The sequence below is a fragment of the Paraburkholderia phymatum STM815 genome, from assembly GCF_000020045.1.
Lineage (GTDB): Bacteria > Pseudomonadota > Gammaproteobacteria > Burkholderiales > Burkholderiaceae > Paraburkholderia > Paraburkholderia phymatum.
Genome location: NC_010622.1, coordinates 3,129,001 through 3,145,365, shown reverse-complemented (window position 1 = coordinate 3,145,365; position 16,365 = coordinate 3,129,001). Strand labels below are relative to the sequence as shown.

At 63.2% G+C, this 16,365-nt stretch carries 13 protein-coding genes; 9 read left to right on the top strand and 4 right to left on the bottom strand.

Annotated features, from left to right (window positions below; all coding sequences use genetic code 11):
- Positions 1 to 49 precede the first annotated feature (49 nt).
- Positions 50 to 1,267, top strand: a complete 1,218-nt coding sequence (locus tag BPHY_RS14195; RefSeq protein ID WP_012402161.1) for a deoxyguanosinetriphosphate triphosphohydrolase — start codon at positions 50 to 52, stop codon at positions 1,265 to 1,267.
- Positions 1,268 to 1,428: 161 nt separating this feature from the next.
- On the opposite strand, the gene BPHY_RS14190 is transcribed toward BPHY_RS14195, so the two are convergent.
- Positions 1,429 to 1,812: a DUF883 family protein gene (locus tag BPHY_RS14190; protein WP_012402160.1), complete on the bottom strand. Its 384-nt coding sequence runs from the start codon at positions 1,810 to 1,812 to the stop codon at positions 1,429 to 1,431.
- A gap of 349 nt (positions 1,813 to 2,161) precedes the next feature.
- Complete coding sequence (locus BPHY_RS14185) at positions 2,162 to 2,884, bottom strand: OmpW/AlkL family protein (RefSeq protein ID WP_012402159.1); 723 nt, start codon at positions 2,882 to 2,884, stop codon at positions 2,162 to 2,164.
- 186 nt (positions 2,885 to 3,070) lie between these two features.
- On the opposite strand from BPHY_RS14185, the gene BPHY_RS14180 reads away from it, so the two are divergent.
- The 5 genes from BPHY_RS14180 (at position 3,071) to BPHY_RS14160 (ending at position 12,519) form a co-directional block, all read left to right on the top strand.
- The gene (locus BPHY_RS14180; RefSeq protein WP_012402158.1) at positions 3,071 to 3,778 is read left to right on the top strand and encodes a transposase; all 708 of its coding nucleotides are present in this window, start codon (positions 3,071 to 3,073) and stop codon (positions 3,776 to 3,778) included.
- A gap of 319 nt (positions 3,779 to 4,097) precedes the next feature.
- Positions 4,098 to 8,801 carry a glutamate synthase-related protein gene (locus tag BPHY_RS14175; protein ID WP_012402157.1) on the top strand — a complete coding sequence of 1,568 codons (4,704 nt, stop codon included), beginning with the start codon at positions 4,098 to 4,100 and terminating at the stop codon, positions 8,799 to 8,801.
- A gap of 114 nt (positions 8,802 to 8,915) precedes the next feature.
- Entirely contained in the window at positions 8,916 to 10,382 is a 1,467-nt protein-coding gene (locus tag BPHY_RS14170; RefSeq protein WP_041763623.1) for a glutamate synthase subunit beta, read from the top strand.
- Between the two features lie 227 nt (positions 10,383 to 10,609).
- Positions 10,610 to 11,254, top strand: coding sequence for an RNA 2',3'-cyclic phosphodiesterase (gene thpR / locus BPHY_RS14165; protein WP_012402155.1), 645 nt, complete (start codon positions 10,610 to 10,612; stop codon positions 11,252 to 11,254).
- A 299-nt stretch (positions 11,255 to 11,553) separates the two neighbouring features.
- Positions 11,554 to 12,519: a tyrosine-protein phosphatase gene (locus tag BPHY_RS14160; RefSeq protein ID WP_012402154.1), complete on the top strand. Its 966-nt coding sequence runs from the start codon at positions 11,554 to 11,556 to the stop codon at positions 12,517 to 12,519.
- Positions 12,520 to 12,689: 170 nt separating this feature from the next.
- Here the strand turns inward: BPHY_RS14160 and BPHY_RS14155 are convergent, their stop codons facing one another.
- Both BPHY_RS14155 and BPHY_RS14150 read right to left on the bottom strand, forming a co-directional pair.
- Positions 12,690 to 13,994 (bottom strand): ATP-binding protein, encoded by a 1,305-nt coding sequence (locus BPHY_RS14155; RefSeq protein ID WP_041764066.1) that lies wholly within the window; start codon positions 13,992 to 13,994, stop codon positions 12,690 to 12,692.
- Positions 13,995 to 14,010: 16 nt separating this feature from the next.
- Positions 14,011 to 14,748, bottom strand: coding sequence for a response regulator (locus tag BPHY_RS14150; protein ID WP_007739205.1), 738 nt, complete (start codon positions 14,746 to 14,748; stop codon positions 14,011 to 14,013).
- Positions 14,749 to 15,147: 399 nt separating this feature from the next.
- Between BPHY_RS14150 and BPHY_RS14145 the strand changes: the two genes are divergently transcribed.
- The 3 genes from BPHY_RS14145 to BPHY_RS14135 are packed head-to-tail and all read left to right on the top strand — an operon-like array spanning position 15,148 to position 16,318.
- On the top strand, positions 15,148 to 15,336 hold the full coding sequence (locus BPHY_RS14145) for a hypothetical protein (protein WP_012402152.1): 189 nt from the start codon (positions 15,148 to 15,150) through the stop codon (positions 15,334 to 15,336).
- A gap of 16 nt (positions 15,337 to 15,352) precedes the next feature.
- Entirely contained in the window at positions 15,353 to 15,562 is a 210-nt protein-coding gene (locus BPHY_RS14140; RefSeq protein WP_012402151.1) for a DUF6726 family protein, read from the top strand.
- A gap of 30 nt (positions 15,563 to 15,592) precedes the next feature.
- Entirely contained in the window at positions 15,593 to 16,318 is a 726-nt protein-coding gene (locus BPHY_RS14135; RefSeq protein ID WP_012402150.1) for a hypothetical protein, read from the top strand.
- The last annotated feature ends 47 nt before the right edge of the window (positions 16,319 to 16,365 follow it).

The following is a 16,365-nucleotide window of genomic DNA, read 5'->3' as shown; positions in this document are numbered from 1 at the left end:
CAGCGCAGCGGCACCACCTGCGGCCCTCGCGTCTGATTCGGAGATATCGGTGAGCGAAATACGCAGCGACAATCTAAGCGAATCGACCGACATTCCGCCCGTGCCTGCTATGGGCGTTGCGTCGCCGCCCACCACCGCCGCGCTCGAAGCGCATCTTGCGCCGTATGCCGCGCATTCCTCGCAGTCGCGCGGCCGACGTCATCATGAAGCGCCGCCGAGCGCACGCACCGAATTTCAGCGCGACCGCGACCGCATCGTTCATTCCACTGCGTTTCGCCGGCTCGAGTACAAGACGCAGGTTTTCGTGAATCACGAAGGCGATCTGTTTCGCACGCGGCTCACGCACAGTCTCGAAGTCGCGCAGATTGCGCGTTCCGTCGCGCGCAATCTGCGCGTGAACGAAGATCTCGTTGAAGCGATCTCGCTCGCGCACGATCTTGGTCACACGCCGTTCGGCCACGCGGGGCAGGACGCCCTCAACGAATGCATGCGCGACTACGGCGGCTTCGAACACAATCTCCAAAGCCTCGCCGTAGTGGACGATCTCGAAGAGCATTACGGTGCGTTCGACGGATTGAACCTGTGCTTCGAAACGCGCGAAGGCATTCTCAAGCATTGCTCGCGCGAAAACGCCCGGCGTCTCGGTGAGTTGGGCGAGCGCTTTCTGGAGGGCCGGCAGCCATCCATCGAAGCACAGATCGCCAATCTCGCCGACGAAATTGCCTACAACAATCACGACGTGGACGATGGCCTGCGTTCGGGATTGCTCACGATCGATCAACTCGACGAAGTCGAGCTATGGCGCATGCACTGCGAAGCAGCGCGGCGGGACTATCCGCAGATCGAGGGACGCAGGCTGGTTCACGAAACCGTGCGCCGGATCATCAACACGCTGATCGTCGATCTGATCGACACGACGACACGTAACATTGCGCGGCATGCGCCGGTGTCACTCGAGGACGTGCGCCGTGCCCCCCCGCTTGTCGCGCACAGCGAAGCAGTCGCGGATCAGGCCGTCGTGCTGAAACGGTTTCTCTTCAAGAACCTGTATCGGCACTACCGCGTGATGCGCATGGCGAACAAGGCGCGACGGGTGATCGCAGGCTTGTTCGACGCATTCATCGATGATCCACGCCTGCTGCCGCCCAACTATCAGACGGCGGATATGGCAAAGCAGCCACGCCTGATCGCGCATTACATCGCGGGCATGACGGACCGTTACGCATCGAAGGAATATCAGCGGCTGTTCGTCGTCGACGGCGATTGATACGTCCGCGCGTGACGACACACGCTTCTTCTGCGCGATGCAAAGCGCGAAGTGGAAAGCGGCGTGCAAAGCATGCGCCGCTTTCCGTCCTTCGCAGCGATCCGATATCCGGTCTTCAGGCAGCCTGGCCGCGCGATCAGCCGCTCACACTCAACGAAGCATCAGTGCGAGCCGCCGCGAGCGATCAACGCGCCGGCGATCAGCGCAAGCCCGCCGACCACGGCAATCGTGCGCCACGGATTTTCATGCACGAAGTCATCCGCATCGTGCATGGCCGCTTGCGCGCGATCGCGCATCACGTCGCGCGTATCGTTCAGACGTGAGCGCGCGTCGTCGAGGCGCTTGCGCAATTGCGTCCGCAATGCAGCCGCGTCGGCCTGCGTGCCGTCGCCGAGTGTGTTCTCGAGTTCGTTCATGAGCGTGCGCAGCTCGCTGGCAATGTCTTCAGCGGCATGTCGACTATGGCGCGCAATGCGGCGCGCACGGCGGCCTGCCGTAGTCCAGGATTCGCCAAGAGCATCTCGCGTATTGGGTAGTGCAGTCATGGTCGCTCCGTCGATGAGGGTAGTTTGAACATCCCCGCAACACAGCGCGGGAAATATCCTCTGACGCAACTTCGGTGCCCGCCAGGCAAGACACATCACGCGGGGCGCCAAGCGTCGTCGACACACGCGTTATGCGGCACAAATTGCGTCGGCAGCGCGTGCGCCTCAGTCAAATTTACAACGGATGAAGCGAATCACGCGACAGAGGGCGCGTGTGACGGGAATGATGTCGCGATTCGCCGAAGACGAAGGCGCATGCGTACAGGTATCGTGATTGCATGGAAATACGCCGACACGCTTTTGCGAACCGGCGTTGTTCAAGCCCGAAAATCTCGTCTAACCTGTTGTGTTAGAAGCGATAGCCGAGGTTCACATACGTGACGATCGGGTTCAGACGAATCTTCGTTTCCGATTGCACGTTGACGGGACCGATGGGCGTATTCGCCGTGGTGTTCAGTTTGGCCGTCGTGGAAAGCGGCAGGTAGGAGATTGAGAAGCCAGCGAACCAGTGATCGGTGAAGGCATAGGTGAAGCCGGCATTAAACACGGGCTCCCACGAACTATCCGTCGTGACGGTGGTCGGACCATGAAGTACGTTGTTCTGGAATGTGCCGTTCGAAATCTTCTCGTCGGTGAACCAGACGCGGCTCACGCCGATGCCGAGATACGGGCGGAACTTCGCCTGCGGCTGGTTGAAGTAGTACTTCAGCAGCAGCGTTGGGCTCCACTGTTTTGCCGAGCCGAGCTTGCCGTATTGCTGAAACGCACCGCTGCCCTTCAGGTCGAATTGCGGCGGAATGCCGACGTCGAACTGGGTGGCGATATGGTCGGTGAAGAAATAGCCTGCCGTAAAGCCGATGGTGTCGCCGTCGCCGGCGGTAGCGCCAGTGTTCGGCAAGGTGATGTTGACTGGCGTGCCGTTGACGTTCGTCTCTCTTAACGGCTGACTACTGGACTGAGGGGCGAGATGGAACCACCCAGCTGTGAAGTAGATGCTACCGGCCGATTGCGCGTGCGCTGTGGTTGTTATGCAAGCAAGTGCCGCGACCCCCAAGGCCTGTTGTAATTTCATTTGTGCTCCTCCAAAAAAGGCCCGCCAATTATGACCACAACGTTTCAAACAAACCATACGCGCCGGTTAGAGCGTTCTGCCTAGGTTTCATGCGGTTTCCGGCAGACCCGCATGGCGCGTAAGGCCGCGCCGGCACAGTTTTTCGGACCTTCGGGTATGTACCAACGCGACTTTGGATAATCCAGCATGGCACGGCTTGCACGTCTTTATGTCCCCGACCAGCCGCAGCACGTGATCCTGCGCGGACTCGACCAGCAGCCCGCTTTCGTCGACGACCAGGATTACGAGCTGTTCATCGATTGCCTGAAGGCGGCTTCACGCGATCACCATCTGTCCGTGCATGCATACGCGCTGATGCCAGGCGCGGTGCAACTGCTCGTCACGCCCACCGACGAATCGAGCCTGCCGAAAGCGATGCAGGCTGTCGGACGGCGCTACGTTGCGCACTTCAATCGCCGTTACTCGCGACGCGGCACCTTATGGGAAGGCCGCTATCGCGCGACGGTCATCGAAGGCGAGAAGTACTTCCTGCTGGCGAGCCGCGTGGTTGAGTTGTCGCCTGTGCGCAACCAGCTGGTGAGCGCGCCGGAAGACTATCGATGGTCGAGCTATCGGCATCACATCGGGTTGACCTTGGACAGCTTGATCACCGACCATCGTTTGTACTGGTCATTGGGCAATACGCCGTTCGAACGTCAGCGCGCATACCGCGAACTGTGCGAGCAGCCGCTCGACGAACGCGAGACCAATCAGCTTCAACAGGCCACGCTGAAGGGCTGGGTGCTGGGCAGCGACTCATATCGGGAGTGGGCGGCGCGGGCGGCGAACCGGCGCGTATCGCCGTTGCCGAGAGGTCGGCCGCGCAAGGTGCGCGAGACGCCGCAAACGCAATAAAGTCTCTTGCAATCAAAGGTTTGATGGCTGCATCCAAAAGAAAACGGCATCCCTGCATGCCGTTTTGTTTTGTCGGTAATTGATATGGAACCAATTAATTCGTGCATTCATGCACCATATTGATAATTAGGGTTCGAACATCACATTTTGTTTGCTATTCCATTGATTCGTCGCGTATATTCCGATTTCCGGCTTCCCGGTGTGCAACTGCAACATCCCGCATGCACATTCAGCGGTCGTCCCGCGCGGTTGACCCGCAAACCGCGGCCACGAGAAAAATGGTTTAACGGCCCCACGGCCCCTGACAGACGGTGTCCCCATGAACGACCACCAGCAGCCGATTTCCACGGTTCCCGCCGCGCAAGGTCTTTACGACCCGCAGAACGAGCACGACGCATGCGGCGTCGGCTTCGTCGCGCATATCAAGGGCAAGAAAAGCCACGAGATCATCCAGCAAGGCCTGAAGATCCTCGAGAACCTCGATCACCGGGGCGCCGTCGGCGCCGATCCGCTGATGGGCGACGGCGCGGGCATCCTGATCCAGATTCCGGACGCGTTCTACCGCGAAGAGATGGCGAAGCAGGGCGTGACGCTGCCGCCCGCAGGCGAGTACGGCGTCGGCATGATTTTCCTGCCGAAGGAACATGCTTCGCGTCTCGCATGCGAACAGGAGTTGGAGCGTACGGTCAAGGCCGAAGGCCAGGTCGTGCTCGGCTGGCGCGACGTACCCGTCGACCACAACATGCCCATCTCGCCGACCGTGAAGGCGAGCGAGCCGCTGATCCGCCAGATCTTCATCGGCCGCGGCAAGGACATCATGGTGACGGACGCGCTCGAGCGGAAGCTGTACGTGATCCGCAAGACGGCGAGCCACCGCATCCAGGCGCTCAAGCTCAAGCACGGCAAGGAATACTTCGTGCCGTCGTGCTCGGCGCGCACGGTCGTCTACAAGGGTCTGCTGCTGGCGGGCCAGGTCGGCGTGTATTACCGGGACTTACAGGACGAGCGCGTCGTGTCGGCGCTGGCGCTCGTGCACCAGCGCTTCTCGACCAACACGTTCCCGGCGTGGGAACTGGCTCACCCCTATCGCATGATCGCCCACAACGGCGAAATCAACACGGTGAAGGGCAACGTCAACTGGCTGAACGCACGTACTGGCGCAATCGCGTCGCACGTGCTGGGCGACGACCTGCCGAAGCTCTGGCCGCTCATTTATCCGGGCCAGTCGGACACGGCTTCGTTCGACAACTGTCTCGAACTGCTCGTGATGGCGGGCTATCCGCTCGTCCACGCGGTGATGATGATGATTCCCGAGGCATGGGAACAGCACACGCTGATGGACGACAACCGCCGCGCGTTCTACGAATATCACGCCGCGATGATGGAGCCATGGGATGGCCCGGCTGCCATCGCCTTCACCGACGGGCGTCAGATCGGCGCGACGCTCGACCGTAACGGTCTGCGTCCGGCGCGCTACATCATCACCGACGACGACCTCGTTATCATGGCGTCGGAAGCGGGCACGCTGCCCATTCCCGAGTCGAAGATCGTCAAGAAGTGGCGTCTGCAGCCGGGCAAGATGTTCCTCATCGACATGGAGCACGGCCGCATCATCGACGACAAGGAACTCAAGGACAACCTCGCGAACGCAAAGCCGTACAAGAGCTGGATCGACGCGGTGACGATCAAGCTCGACGAAATCGAGCTGAATGCCGGCGACGTCGCCACGGAGCGCCGCGAAGCGGCTGCGCTGCTCGACCGCCAGCAGGCGTTCGGCTACACCCAGGAAGACGTCAAGTTCCTGATGGCGCCGATGGCGCAGGCAGGCGAAGAAGCCGTTGGCTCGATGGGCAACGACTCGCCGTTGGCCGTCATGTCCAACAAGAACAAGACGCTCTATCACTACTTCAAGCAGCTGTTCGCGCAGGTGACGAACCCGCCGATCGACCCTATCCGCGAAAACATGGTGATGTCGCTGGTGTCGTTCGTCGGTCCGAAGCCGAACCTGCTCGACACGAACAACATCAACCCCCCGATGCGTCTCGAAGTGTCGCAGCCGGTGCTCGACTTCAAGGACATCGCGAAGATCCGCGCGATAGATCAGTACACGGGCGGCAAGTTCAGCTCGTATGAGCTGAACATCTGCTACCCGGCTGCGTGGGGCAAGGAAGGCATCGAAGCGCGCCTCGCTTCGCTGTGCGCGGAAGCCGTCGACGCCGTGAAGTCTGGCTACAACATGCTGATCGTGTCGGACCGCAAGACGGACCGCGACAACGTCGCGATCCCGGCACTGCTCGCCACCTCGGCCATTCACACGCACCTCGTGCAGCAAGGTCTGCGCACGAGCACGGGCCTCGTCGTCGAAACGGGCTCGGCGCGTGAGACGCACCACTTCGCGCTGCTCGCCGGCTACGGCGCGGAAGCCGTTCACCCGTACCTCGCGATGGAAACGCTCGCGCAGATGGCAGCGGGCATGAAGGGCGACCTGTCGGCGGAAAAGGCCGTCTACAACTTCACGAAGGCAGTCGGCAAGGGCCTGCACAAGGTGATGTCGAAGATGGGCATCTCGACGTACATGTCGTACACGGGCGCGCAGATTTTCGAAGCGGTCGGCCTCGCTGAAGAGCTCGTGAACAAGTACTTCAAGGGCACGGCGTCGAAGGTCGGAGGCATTGGTCTGTTCGAAGTGGCGGAAGAGGCGATCCGTCTGCACCGCGATGCATTCGGCGACAACCCGGTTCTCGCGAACATGCTCGACGCGGGTGGCGAATACGCGTACCGCGTGCGCGGCGAAGACCATATGTGGACGCCGGACGCGATCGCGAAGCTGCAGCATTCGGCGCGCAGCAACTCGTATCAGACGTACAAGGAATACGCGCACCTGATCAACGACCAGACGAAGCGTCACATGACGTTCCGGGGCCTGTTCGAATTCAAGGTCGATCCGTCGAAGGCGATTCCGCTCGACGAAGTCGAATCGGCAAAGGAAATCGTCAAGCGCTTCGCAACGGGCGCGATGTCGCTCGGCTCGATCTCGACGGAAGCGCACGCGACGCTGGCTGTGGCGATGAACCGTATCGGCGGCAAGTCGAACACGGGTGAAGGCGGCGAAGACGAAAACCGCTATCGCAACGAACTGCGCGGCATCCCGATCAAGAACGGCGACACGATGAAGTCCATCATTGGCGACGAGATCGTGACCGACATTCCGCTGAAGGAAGGCGATTCGCTGCGCTCGAAGATCAAGCAGGTCGCGTCGGGCCGTTTCGGCGTGACGGCGGAATACCTCGCGTCGGCGGACCAGATCCAGATCAAGATGGCGCAGGGCGCGAAGCCCGGCGAAGGCGGCCAGCTGCCGGGTCACAAGGTGTCCGAGTACATCGGCAAGCTACGTTACTCGGTGCCGGGCGTCGGCCTGATTTCGCCGCCGCCGCACCACGACATCTATTCGATCGAAGATCTCGCGCAGCTGATTCACGATCTGAAGAACGTGAATCCGTCGTCGAGCATTTCGGTGAAGCTGGTGTCGGAAGTCGGTGTCGGCACGGTTGCCGCAGGTGTCGCGAAGGCGAAGGCCGATCACGTCGTGATCGCAGGCCACGACGGCGGCACGGGCGCATCGCCGCTGTCGTCGGTGAAGCACGCCGGTACGCCGTGGGAACTCGGCCTCGCCGAAACGCAGCAGACGCTGGTGCTGAACCAGCTGCGCGGCCGCATCCGCGTGCAGGCCGACGGCCAGATGAAGACGGGCCGCGACGTCGTGATTGGCGCGCTGCTCGGCGCGGATGAATTCGGCTTCGCGACGGCGCCCCTCGTCGTCGAAGGCTGCATCATGATGCGCAAGTGCCACCTGAACACGTGCCCGGTCGGCGTCGCAACGCAAGACCCGGTTCTGCGTGCGAAATTCCAGGGCCAGCCGGAACACGTGGTGAACTTCTTCTTCTTCATCGCTGAAGAAGTGCGCGAAATCATGGCGCAACTGGGCGTTCGCAAGTTCGACGACCTGATCGGTCACAGCGAATACCTCGACATGAAGAAGGGCATCGAGCACTGGAAGGCGAAGGGTCTCGACTTTTCGCGCGTGTTCTACCAGCCGAGCGTTCCGGCGAGCGTCGCGCGTCTGCACGTCGAATCGCAGGATCACGGTCTCGACCGGGCACTCGACCACACGCTGATCGAGAAGGCGAAGGCCGCGCTCGAGAAGGGCGAGCACGTGTCGTTCATCCAGCCGGTGCGCAACGTCAACCGTACGGTCGGCGCGATGCTGTCCGGCGCGGTCGCGAAGAAGTACGGCCACGACGGCCTGCCCGACGACGCGATCCACATTCAGCTGAAGGGCACGGCGGGTCAGAGCTTCGGCGCGTTCCTCGCGAAGGGCATCACGCTGGACCTGGTCGGCGACGGCAACGACTACGTCGGCAAGGGCCTGTCGGGCGGCCGCATCATCATCCGTCCCACCAACGACTTCCGCGGCAAGTCCGAAGAAAACATCATCTGCGGCAACACGGTGATGTACGGCGCGATCGAAGGCGAGTCGTTCTTCCGCGGCGTCGCGGGCGAGCGTTTCTGCGTGCGTAACTCGGGCGCGACGGCGGTTGTCGAAGGCACGGGCGACCACGGCTGCGAATACATGACGGGCGGCACGGTGGTCGTGCTGGGCGAAACGGGCCGCAACTTCGCGGCGGGTATGTCGGGCGGCGTCGCCTACGTGCTCGACGTCGACGGTGCATTCGCTGCGAAGTGCAACAAGTCGATGGTCGCGCTCGACCCGGTGCTGCAACAGGCCGAACAGGAGCGCACGGTCGACAAGGCGCTGTGGCACCAGGGCGAGACCGACGAAGCGCTGCTCAAGGGGCTCATCGAACGTCACTTCCAGTTCACGGGTTCGCCGCGCGCCAAGGCGCTGCTCGAAAACTGGGATGCGTCGCGCCGTCAGTTCGTGAAGGTGTTCCCGACCGAATACAAGCGCGCGCTGGGCGAAATGGGTGCGAAGAAGGCTGCCAAGGAAGTGCTCGCGGCCTGATCGTTTCCCGACCAACCCCTGACGACATAACGAAGCGCACCCGCCGCTTGCGTGCACAACGCGATGCGGCGGGCGCCGATCCCCTCACCGATTCAGATAGACATAGAGAACCACATGGGCAAGGCAACCGGTTTTCTCGAGTTCGAGCGCCGTCATGAGGCGTACGAAGCACCCCTCACCCGCGTCAAGCACTACAAGGAATTCGTTTCGGCGCTGACCGACGACGAGGCGAAGATCCAGGGCGCGCGTTGCATGGACTGCGGCATCCCATTCTGCAATAACGGCTGCCCCGTCAACAACATCATTCCGGACTTCAACGACCTGGTCTTCCGTCAGGACTGGAAGAACGCGATCGAGGTCCTGCACTCGACGAACAATTTCCCCGAATTCACGGGCCGCATCTGTCCGGCGCCGTGTGAGGCGGCATGTACGCTCGGCATCAACGACGACCCGGTCGGCATCAAGTCGATCGAACACGCGATCATCGACAAGGCGTGGGCCGAAGGCTGGGTCGCGCCGCAGCCGCCGAAGCACAAGACTGGCAAGAAGGTTGCCGTGGTCGGTTCCGGCCCCGCGGGCCTGGCCGCTGCGCAGCAACTCGCTCGCGCAGGCCATGACGTGACGGTGTTCGAGAAGAACGACCGTATCGGCGGCCTGCTGCGTTACGGCATTCCCGACTTCAAGCTGGAGAAGTGGCTGATCGACCGCCGCATGCGCCAGATGGAAGCGGAAGGCGTGACGTTCCGCGCGAACGTGTTCATCGGCAAGGACGCGCTGCCGGCGCACATCGGCAATACTTCGAAGGAAACCATCACACCGGAAGACCTGAAAGAACAGTTCGACGCCGTGATCCTGACGGGCGGTTCCGAGACGCCGCGCGATCTGCCCGTGCCGGGCCGTGAACTCTCCGGCATCCATTACGCGATGGAATTCCTGCCGCAGCAGAACAAGGTCAACGCAGGCGACAAGGTTGCCGATCAACTGCTCGCGAAGGGCAAGCATGTCGTCGTGATTGGCGGCGGCGACACGGGCTCGGACTGCGTCGGCACGTCGAACCGTCATGGCGCGAAGGGCGTCACGCAGTTCGAACTGCTGCCGCAGCCGCCTGAAGAGGAAAACAAGCCGCTCGTGTGGCCGTACTGGCCGGTGAAGCTGCGCACGTCGTCGTCGCACGAAGAAGGTTGCGAGCGCGATTGGGCCGTCGCGACGAAGCGTTTCGAAGGCAAGAACGGCAAGGTCGAGAAGCTGATCGCGGCGCGCGTCGAATGGAAGGACGGCAAGATGGTCGAAGTGCCGGGCTCCGAGTTCGAAATGAAGGCCGATCTCGTGTTGCTGGCGATGGGCTTCACTCAGCCGGTTTCGCCCGTGCTGGAAGCGTTCGGCGTCGACAAGGATGCCCGCGGCAACGTGCGCGCCGCGACGGAAGGCGAGAAGGCCTATTACACGTCGGTCGACAAGGTGTTCACGGCGGGCGATATGCGCCGTGGCCAGTCACTCGTGGTGTGGGCGATCCGCGAAGGCCGGCAGTGCGCACGTTCCGTCGATGCGTACCTGATGGGTCATTCCGAGCTGCCGCGCTAAGTCTCGATCGTCCCGGCGGCGCCGCGCTGCATGTGTTGCGCGGCAAGCCGCCCTGTTCTGCAGGAGGTTGGAGACAGACGCGGGCACCGGCGATTCGACGCCGGCTAGTCACGTGAAAGCAGTAGAAGCAGGTCAAAAAACCGGGCGCTCGCAAGAGCGACCCGGTTTTTTTCTGGCATGGCGCGATAGTGTGGCGATCGGCGCAAACGCGCACGGAGGTATCGTCGATGCAGCGTACCGAACGTCAGTCAGATCCGCAGGCCGGTTCAGGCGACCGCGACGAGGCGGAGCTCGATGCCGCTCGCGGGAACGGCGAAACGGAAGCGGCCGATCCGCAGCGCGACTACCAGCGCTGCTTCATCGCACTCGTGCCCGACATGGCGACGCGCGCTGCGCTGTCGGCCATTCCCGTGCCGCCTGCCGCGCGGCGCGTGCCGTACGAGCAATTGCACCTGACGGTCACGTTCATCGGCGCACTGCCGCTCGACAGGAGCGCTGCGTTGATCGACGCGGTCACGCGCGAGGCGGTACCGCTCAAACTCGCGCCCGTCGCCAGGATCGAGCATTGGCCGGGTGCGTCGCATCCGCGCCTGACGGTCGCGACGATTGCCATGTCGGACGAGTTTGTCGCCCTCGACTGGCGTGTGCGCTCGACGATGATCGCGCTCGGTCTGCCCGTGGACGCGCGCGCATTCAGACCGCATGTCACGCTTGCCCGCTATCGCCGCGATGCGGGCGCCGTGGGTCACGCGGCGGAGTTACCCGCCGGACTCACCGCGCGCTTCGAAGCGCTGACGCTGTACTCGAGCACGCTTGCGCGCAATGGCGCGCGCTACAGGTCCCTGGCGAGCGCGCCCGTCGTCTACGGATAAGGGCTGACGTGCCATGCGCGACGCGCGACCAGAAAGAAAACATCGCGGCGCAAGAAACGCCGTAAGAAACTCTCGCGTCAGCCGTGCGCCGCCAGGTTCCGCTCCAGCGGGGCATCCGGTGGCCTTCATTGCGATTCCTTACCGACTGCTACCGCGTAATCCGAAAACTGTTTTCGTCCATTACACTCCGCATCGGCGCCTTAGTCCGACGGCGAGGCCATCCACGTGCACGCGCATCGCGTGCGTCTTTCGCTCCTGCGCCGCGCTTGCGCTGTGCCCGCAACCAGTAGAAACACACGATGACTCACACTGCGAAAGCGGACCTTTCGCGCGCCGCTTTATACGCCTTTCGCGCCTCGCCGCTTGCGCTGCAGGATCTGCACGCGTTCGCGAAGGCAGAACCCGCGTCGCGCCGCCGCTTCCTGAAAGGCACGGCGAGCGCGCTGCTGCTCTCCGGCATGGGCAGTTCGCTGCTGACGGCGTGCGGCGGCACCAATGCCGGCGCGGATCAGGCGCCGACACCGCGCCTTGCGTCGCTGGAAAACTTTCGTGACGTGGGCGGCACGGCGGCGGGCTATCCGACCGTCGACGGCCGCGTCGTGCGGCGCAATGCGTTCTTTCGTTCCAATGCGCTGACGGAGAATGCTGCGGATGCGTCCGTGCTGGATTCGCTGGGCATTGCGGCTGTCTACGACCTGCGTACGCCCGCCGAAGTCGACCGCGCTGCCGATCTGCTGCCCGCCAACGCGCTCTATCAGAAGGTCAACGTGACAGGACACGAAGATGTGATGGCGCCCTCGGCGGACAGCGCGGCAAGCGCGGTATCGGCGATGGAGCACGCGCAACGGCTGTACGTGACGGATCCCGTGCAGCGCGCGGCCTTCGGATCGCTGCTCTCACAGCTTGCGAGCACACCCGGCCCGCAGCTGATTCATTCGAGCGCCGGCAAAGATCGCGCGGGTTGGGCGGCGGCACTGCTGCTGAGCATCGCGAATGTGCCGTTCGACGTCATCATGCAGGACTACCTGCTGTCGAACACCTATCTGGCCAATTGGATATCGCTGCGCGTCGAAGCGCGCCGCCAGGAAGGCGGCGATCTTGCCGCCAGCATCGAGAAGCCGTTCGCGAGCGTGCAGAGCAGTTATTTGCAGGCATCATTCGATCAGGTGCAGGCAAGCTACGGCACGATGTCGGGTTACCTGACCAACGGACTCGGGCTGATGCAATCGACGGTCGACACGCTGCGCGATCGTCTGCTTCTCTGAGTTCTCCCGCACCAGGAAAAAACGGCCCGTCCCAGGTGGCAGCGGGACGGACCGAACAGGGAGGCGCCGAGGACGCCGGATTGCACTATAGATCCTGGCTGGCCAAAACGGGGCGACCGTAAGGCAAGGTAAGCGCAACGGCCGCGGGCGTAATAAAGTGCGGCGCTGCTTCAGGCGTCCGGCACGGCGACGGGCATCGCGATACGCACGTGCAGCCCGCCTTCCGGATGATTCTCCACGGTGCAGTTGCCGCCGCGATGATGCGTGAGCCGCACGACGATCGCGAGGCCCAATCCGCAGTGTCCTTCTCCCCCGCGCGCCGCATCGAGCCGCACAAATGGCTTCATCGCCGCGGCAATGCGGTCTTCGGGAATGCCCGGGCCGTGATCGCGAATGTCGATGATCCATTGTTCGCGGTCGCGCGATGTCGCGATATCGACGGGTGGCGCGCCGTGCTCGAAGGCGTTGTCGACGAGATTGGTGACGAGACGGTCCAGCAGCGTGCGCGGCAGCGTGAAGCGCGGACCCGCATGCAGATCGAGAGTGAAGAGCGTCGCTTCGCCGTCGTCGCCATCGTTGTCTTCGCCGGTTCCATTACCGTCCGTAGCGGAAAACTGCTCGCGCAGGAAACCATCGACTTCCGTCATCGGTCCCGATTCCGCAGACTGTCCCGCGAATTCCAGGAACTGCTGCACGATATTCGTCAGCGAATCGACATCGCGAATCAGGCCCGCTCGTTCGTTCTCGTCGGTGAGCACGCTCGCGCGCAGCTTCAGGCGCGTAAGGGGCGCCTTCAGATCGTGCGCGACGCCCGCGAGCATCACGGCCTGATCGTCGCCCGCTTCGTTCAGGCGCCGCATCATGTCGTTGAACGAACCGATCAGGTCGCGCAACTCGCGCGGCCCCTGCTCGGAGACGGGCTCGGGCCGGCCGCCCGAACCGAACGCGCGAGCGGCATGGGCGACGCGCGTGAGCGGCCTCTGCATCTGCCAGACCGCGAGCAGCGACAACAGCAATGCGGCAAGCAGCATCGAAACGGATTCGATCACGAAGCGCGGGCGCGGTGGCACGTCGACGGGAATGACGACCCACATCGACTTGCGCGGAAAGCGCACCCACAGGCGCGGCATATGTGTGTCGTCGACGGCGATGTCGGTGCCGGACGGCAGGCTTGCGCGCAGGCGTCGCGTGAGGTCGATGAACGGGCGGCGCGTCGGCGGTTCGAGATGCACGGTGGCGGGCATGTTCCATGTCGGCACGAGATGCACGCGCAGCGCAGGCGCAACGTCGGCGCCGTTGACGGGCTCGCCGTTCGCGGCCTGCAATGCGAGCAGGATGCCGCGTGCGTAACCGTCCACTTCATGATGCGGCGGCTGCATCACGACGAGCACGAACCAGCCGGCCTGAATCGCAAACAGCACCGCCGACGAAAGCAATGCCATCCGGCCGAACAGCGTATTCAGCGGATTCCTGATACGGGTCACGCGGCGATCACGCGGGATCGGCGGCGAAGGGCGCGCCGTTCGGATCCGCATCGGGGACGAACACATAGCCTTTGCCGCGCACGGTCTGCACGTAGCACGGATTGGACGGATCGTTTTCGATCACCCGCCGCAGACGCCAGATCGGCACATCGAGGCTGCGGTCGCGGAAAGGCAGGTCGTCGCGATGAACGAGATCGTGAATCAGCACGCGCGACAGCACCTTGTACGGATTGTTGACGAAGATTTTGAGCAGCGCGAACTCGCTGTCGCGCAGCGTGACGCGCGTTTCGTCGCGCGACAGCGTGCGCGTCGCGAAATCCAGTTCGAACGGACCGAAGCGATAGCGCTTGCGCGCCTCGGGAGCGCTCGTCGTCGCGGGACCGCGCCGGCGGAGCACCGTCTGGATGCGCGCGAGCAGCTCGCGCGGATCGAATGGTTTCGTCAGATAGTCGTCGGCGCCGAGCGACAGGCCAATGATGCGGTCGGCCACCGTGCCGCGCGCCGTCACGAAGATCACGGGAATGTCGTCGCCGGCGGCGCGCAACGCGGTGAGCGCGCGCAGGCCGTCCGTGTTCGGCATCATGATGTCGAGCACGACGACGGAAGGCCGCTCCCGTTCGAGACGCCGTTGCAGATGCGTGCCGTCATGCAGCACCGATGCATCGTAGCCGTTCGATTGCAGGAAGCGACAAAGGAGATCGCGCACGACGGGATCGTCGTCGACGATGAGGACCTGTGGATTCATACCGAAATTCTAGTCCGGCATCGTGGCTCGGCGGCCGAAGTCTTCCTTACCAACACTTACTCAAACTCTCAAGCTGCCGGCGCGCGGCGCGGCGCGACACGAACGCCCTTGCTGCGCGGGGTTTCGTGACTCGTCCCGCGCGTTGCAGTCGGCAATACATCTTCGCGCAGCTGTTGCGATCCCCGACCAGAATCTGTCCGGAATGCGACGTCTGAAAGATTTGGCGTGCATTCGAAAGCGGTCGTAAGCACCTCAGAAATCGGTGCGTTGCTTGAGCCATCGTGCGGGCGACGCAGACGGGATCATTCGCTACGCCATAAGCCGCCGTGTGCGCCGGATGCAGCGATGCCGCCGCGACGCACGGCGTTCCGAAGACTCTCGCACTTCATGAGGTTCGCCATGACTGTTCAGAACAACCACTTCACCACGCAACTGCAGAGCGTCGCGCGACCGGCCGCGGCCGACAAGACCTCGTCGCGCAGCTCGACGACGGCAGCCGCGTCCTCGACGGGCGACAAGGCGAGCACGCCGCAAACGTCCGCTTCGCCCGTCGGTCTCGTCGGCAATCACGTCAATACGACGGCCTGAGTTGGCGGAGTTCGCTGTGCCGAAATCACGCTTTTTCAGTCGCGCGCGGCGTGCTGCGGCGCGTCTCGCGATGTGGTCCGCCGTTGGCGCGGCAGTGCTGCCGCTCGACGGTTGTGCTGTCGCGGCGCTGCCGTGCCGGCTGACTTCGGCGACGCTGAAGATTTTGCCCGTCGTCGGCCATGTGGCCGCGACGCCGTTCGACGCCTGTGCCGCAGCCATCGACTGAGCTGCGACCATCGACTACGCGAGGCGAGCCATGCAACTCACTTCGATCGGACGCGCGCTGACGGCCTGCACCGTTGCCATGTCGTGCGCACTGATGCCGTTTGCTGCGCTCGCGCAGAACATGTTGTCGCCGCAACAGGCCGCCACGTTGCGCATGTCGTCGGCGGCCGCGAAGAAACACACCGCCGACAAGCCCTTTGCGTTTCGCGGCATTCCGCTGGGCATCACGCTCGACGAGTTTCGCGCCGTCTCGCGCGTGCGTGCGACACCACTTGGCAGCGTGCCAGTCTGCGAGACGGACAACGTCGCGGGGTCGCTCGGCATGCGGCTGAAGACGTCGCAGAGCCTGACGATCGCGTGCCAATGGGCGCATCGTGCGGCTGACGGATGGGCGGTGTCGCGCGCCGTCGTGGACGGCTCGCCCGCCGACGAGCATGTGCTGCGCTTCGTGCGCGTCGATGGGCAAAGCGCGTTCCGTCTGTATGAGATTTCGTTTGTGATCGACGAGATCACGGCCGACGATCTGCGCGACGCGTTCGAGGACCGTTACGGCGCGCCGCGCACATCGACCCAGGTCGCATCGCCGACGGCGGGCACACTGCCCGTCTACATCTGGGAAAACGACGTGAGCTCGATCACGTTGTGCCTGTTGCCCGGCACGCACAACGCGACGCTCACATATCTGCTGAAGGATCCCGACGCCTACATGAAGTCGGTGGTGCGGCAGTGGCAGTCGAGCAGTTCCGATGCGGGCTGAACACTTAACCGGTTGGCTTCATCGTTTTTACAGACGCACAGGCAGGA

Excerpts from the sequence above, each read along its gene's own strand:
- BPHY_RS14190 (WP_012402160.1), bottom strand. The coding sequence starts at position 1,812 with ATGACTGCACTACCCAATACGCGAGATGCTCTTGGCGAATCCTGGACT.
- BPHY_RS14185 (WP_012402159.1), bottom strand. The coding sequence starts at position 2,884 with ATGAAATTACAACAGGCCTTGGGGGTCGCGGCACTTGCTTGCATAACA.
- BPHY_RS14180 (WP_012402158.1), top strand. The coding sequence starts at position 3,071 with ATGGCACGGCTTGCACGTCTTTATGTCCCCGACCAGCCGCAGCACGTG.
- BPHY_RS14175 (WP_012402157.1), top strand. The coding sequence starts at position 4,098 with ATGAACGACCACCAGCAGCCGATTTCCACGGTTCCCGCCGCGCAAGGT.
- BPHY_RS14170 (WP_041763623.1), top strand. The coding sequence starts at position 8,916 with ATGGGCAAGGCAACCGGTTTTCTCGAGTTCGAGCGCCGTCATGAGGCG.
- thpR (WP_012402155.1), top strand. The coding sequence starts at position 10,610 with ATGCAGCGTACCGAACGTCAGTCAGATCCGCAGGCCGGTTCAGGCGAC.
- BPHY_RS14160 (WP_012402154.1), top strand. The coding sequence starts at position 11,554 with ATGACTCACACTGCGAAAGCGGACCTTTCGCGCGCCGCTTTATACGCC.
- BPHY_RS14150 (WP_007739205.1), bottom strand. The coding sequence starts at position 14,748 with ATGAATCCACAGGTCCTCATCGTCGACGACGATCCCGTCGTGCGCGAT.
- BPHY_RS14145 (WP_012402152.1), top strand. The coding sequence starts at position 15,148 with ATGACTGTTCAGAACAACCACTTCACCACGCAACTGCAGAGCGTCGCG.
- BPHY_RS14135 (WP_012402150.1), top strand. The coding sequence starts at position 15,593 with ATGCAACTCACTTCGATCGGACGCGCGCTGACGGCCTGCACCGTTGCC.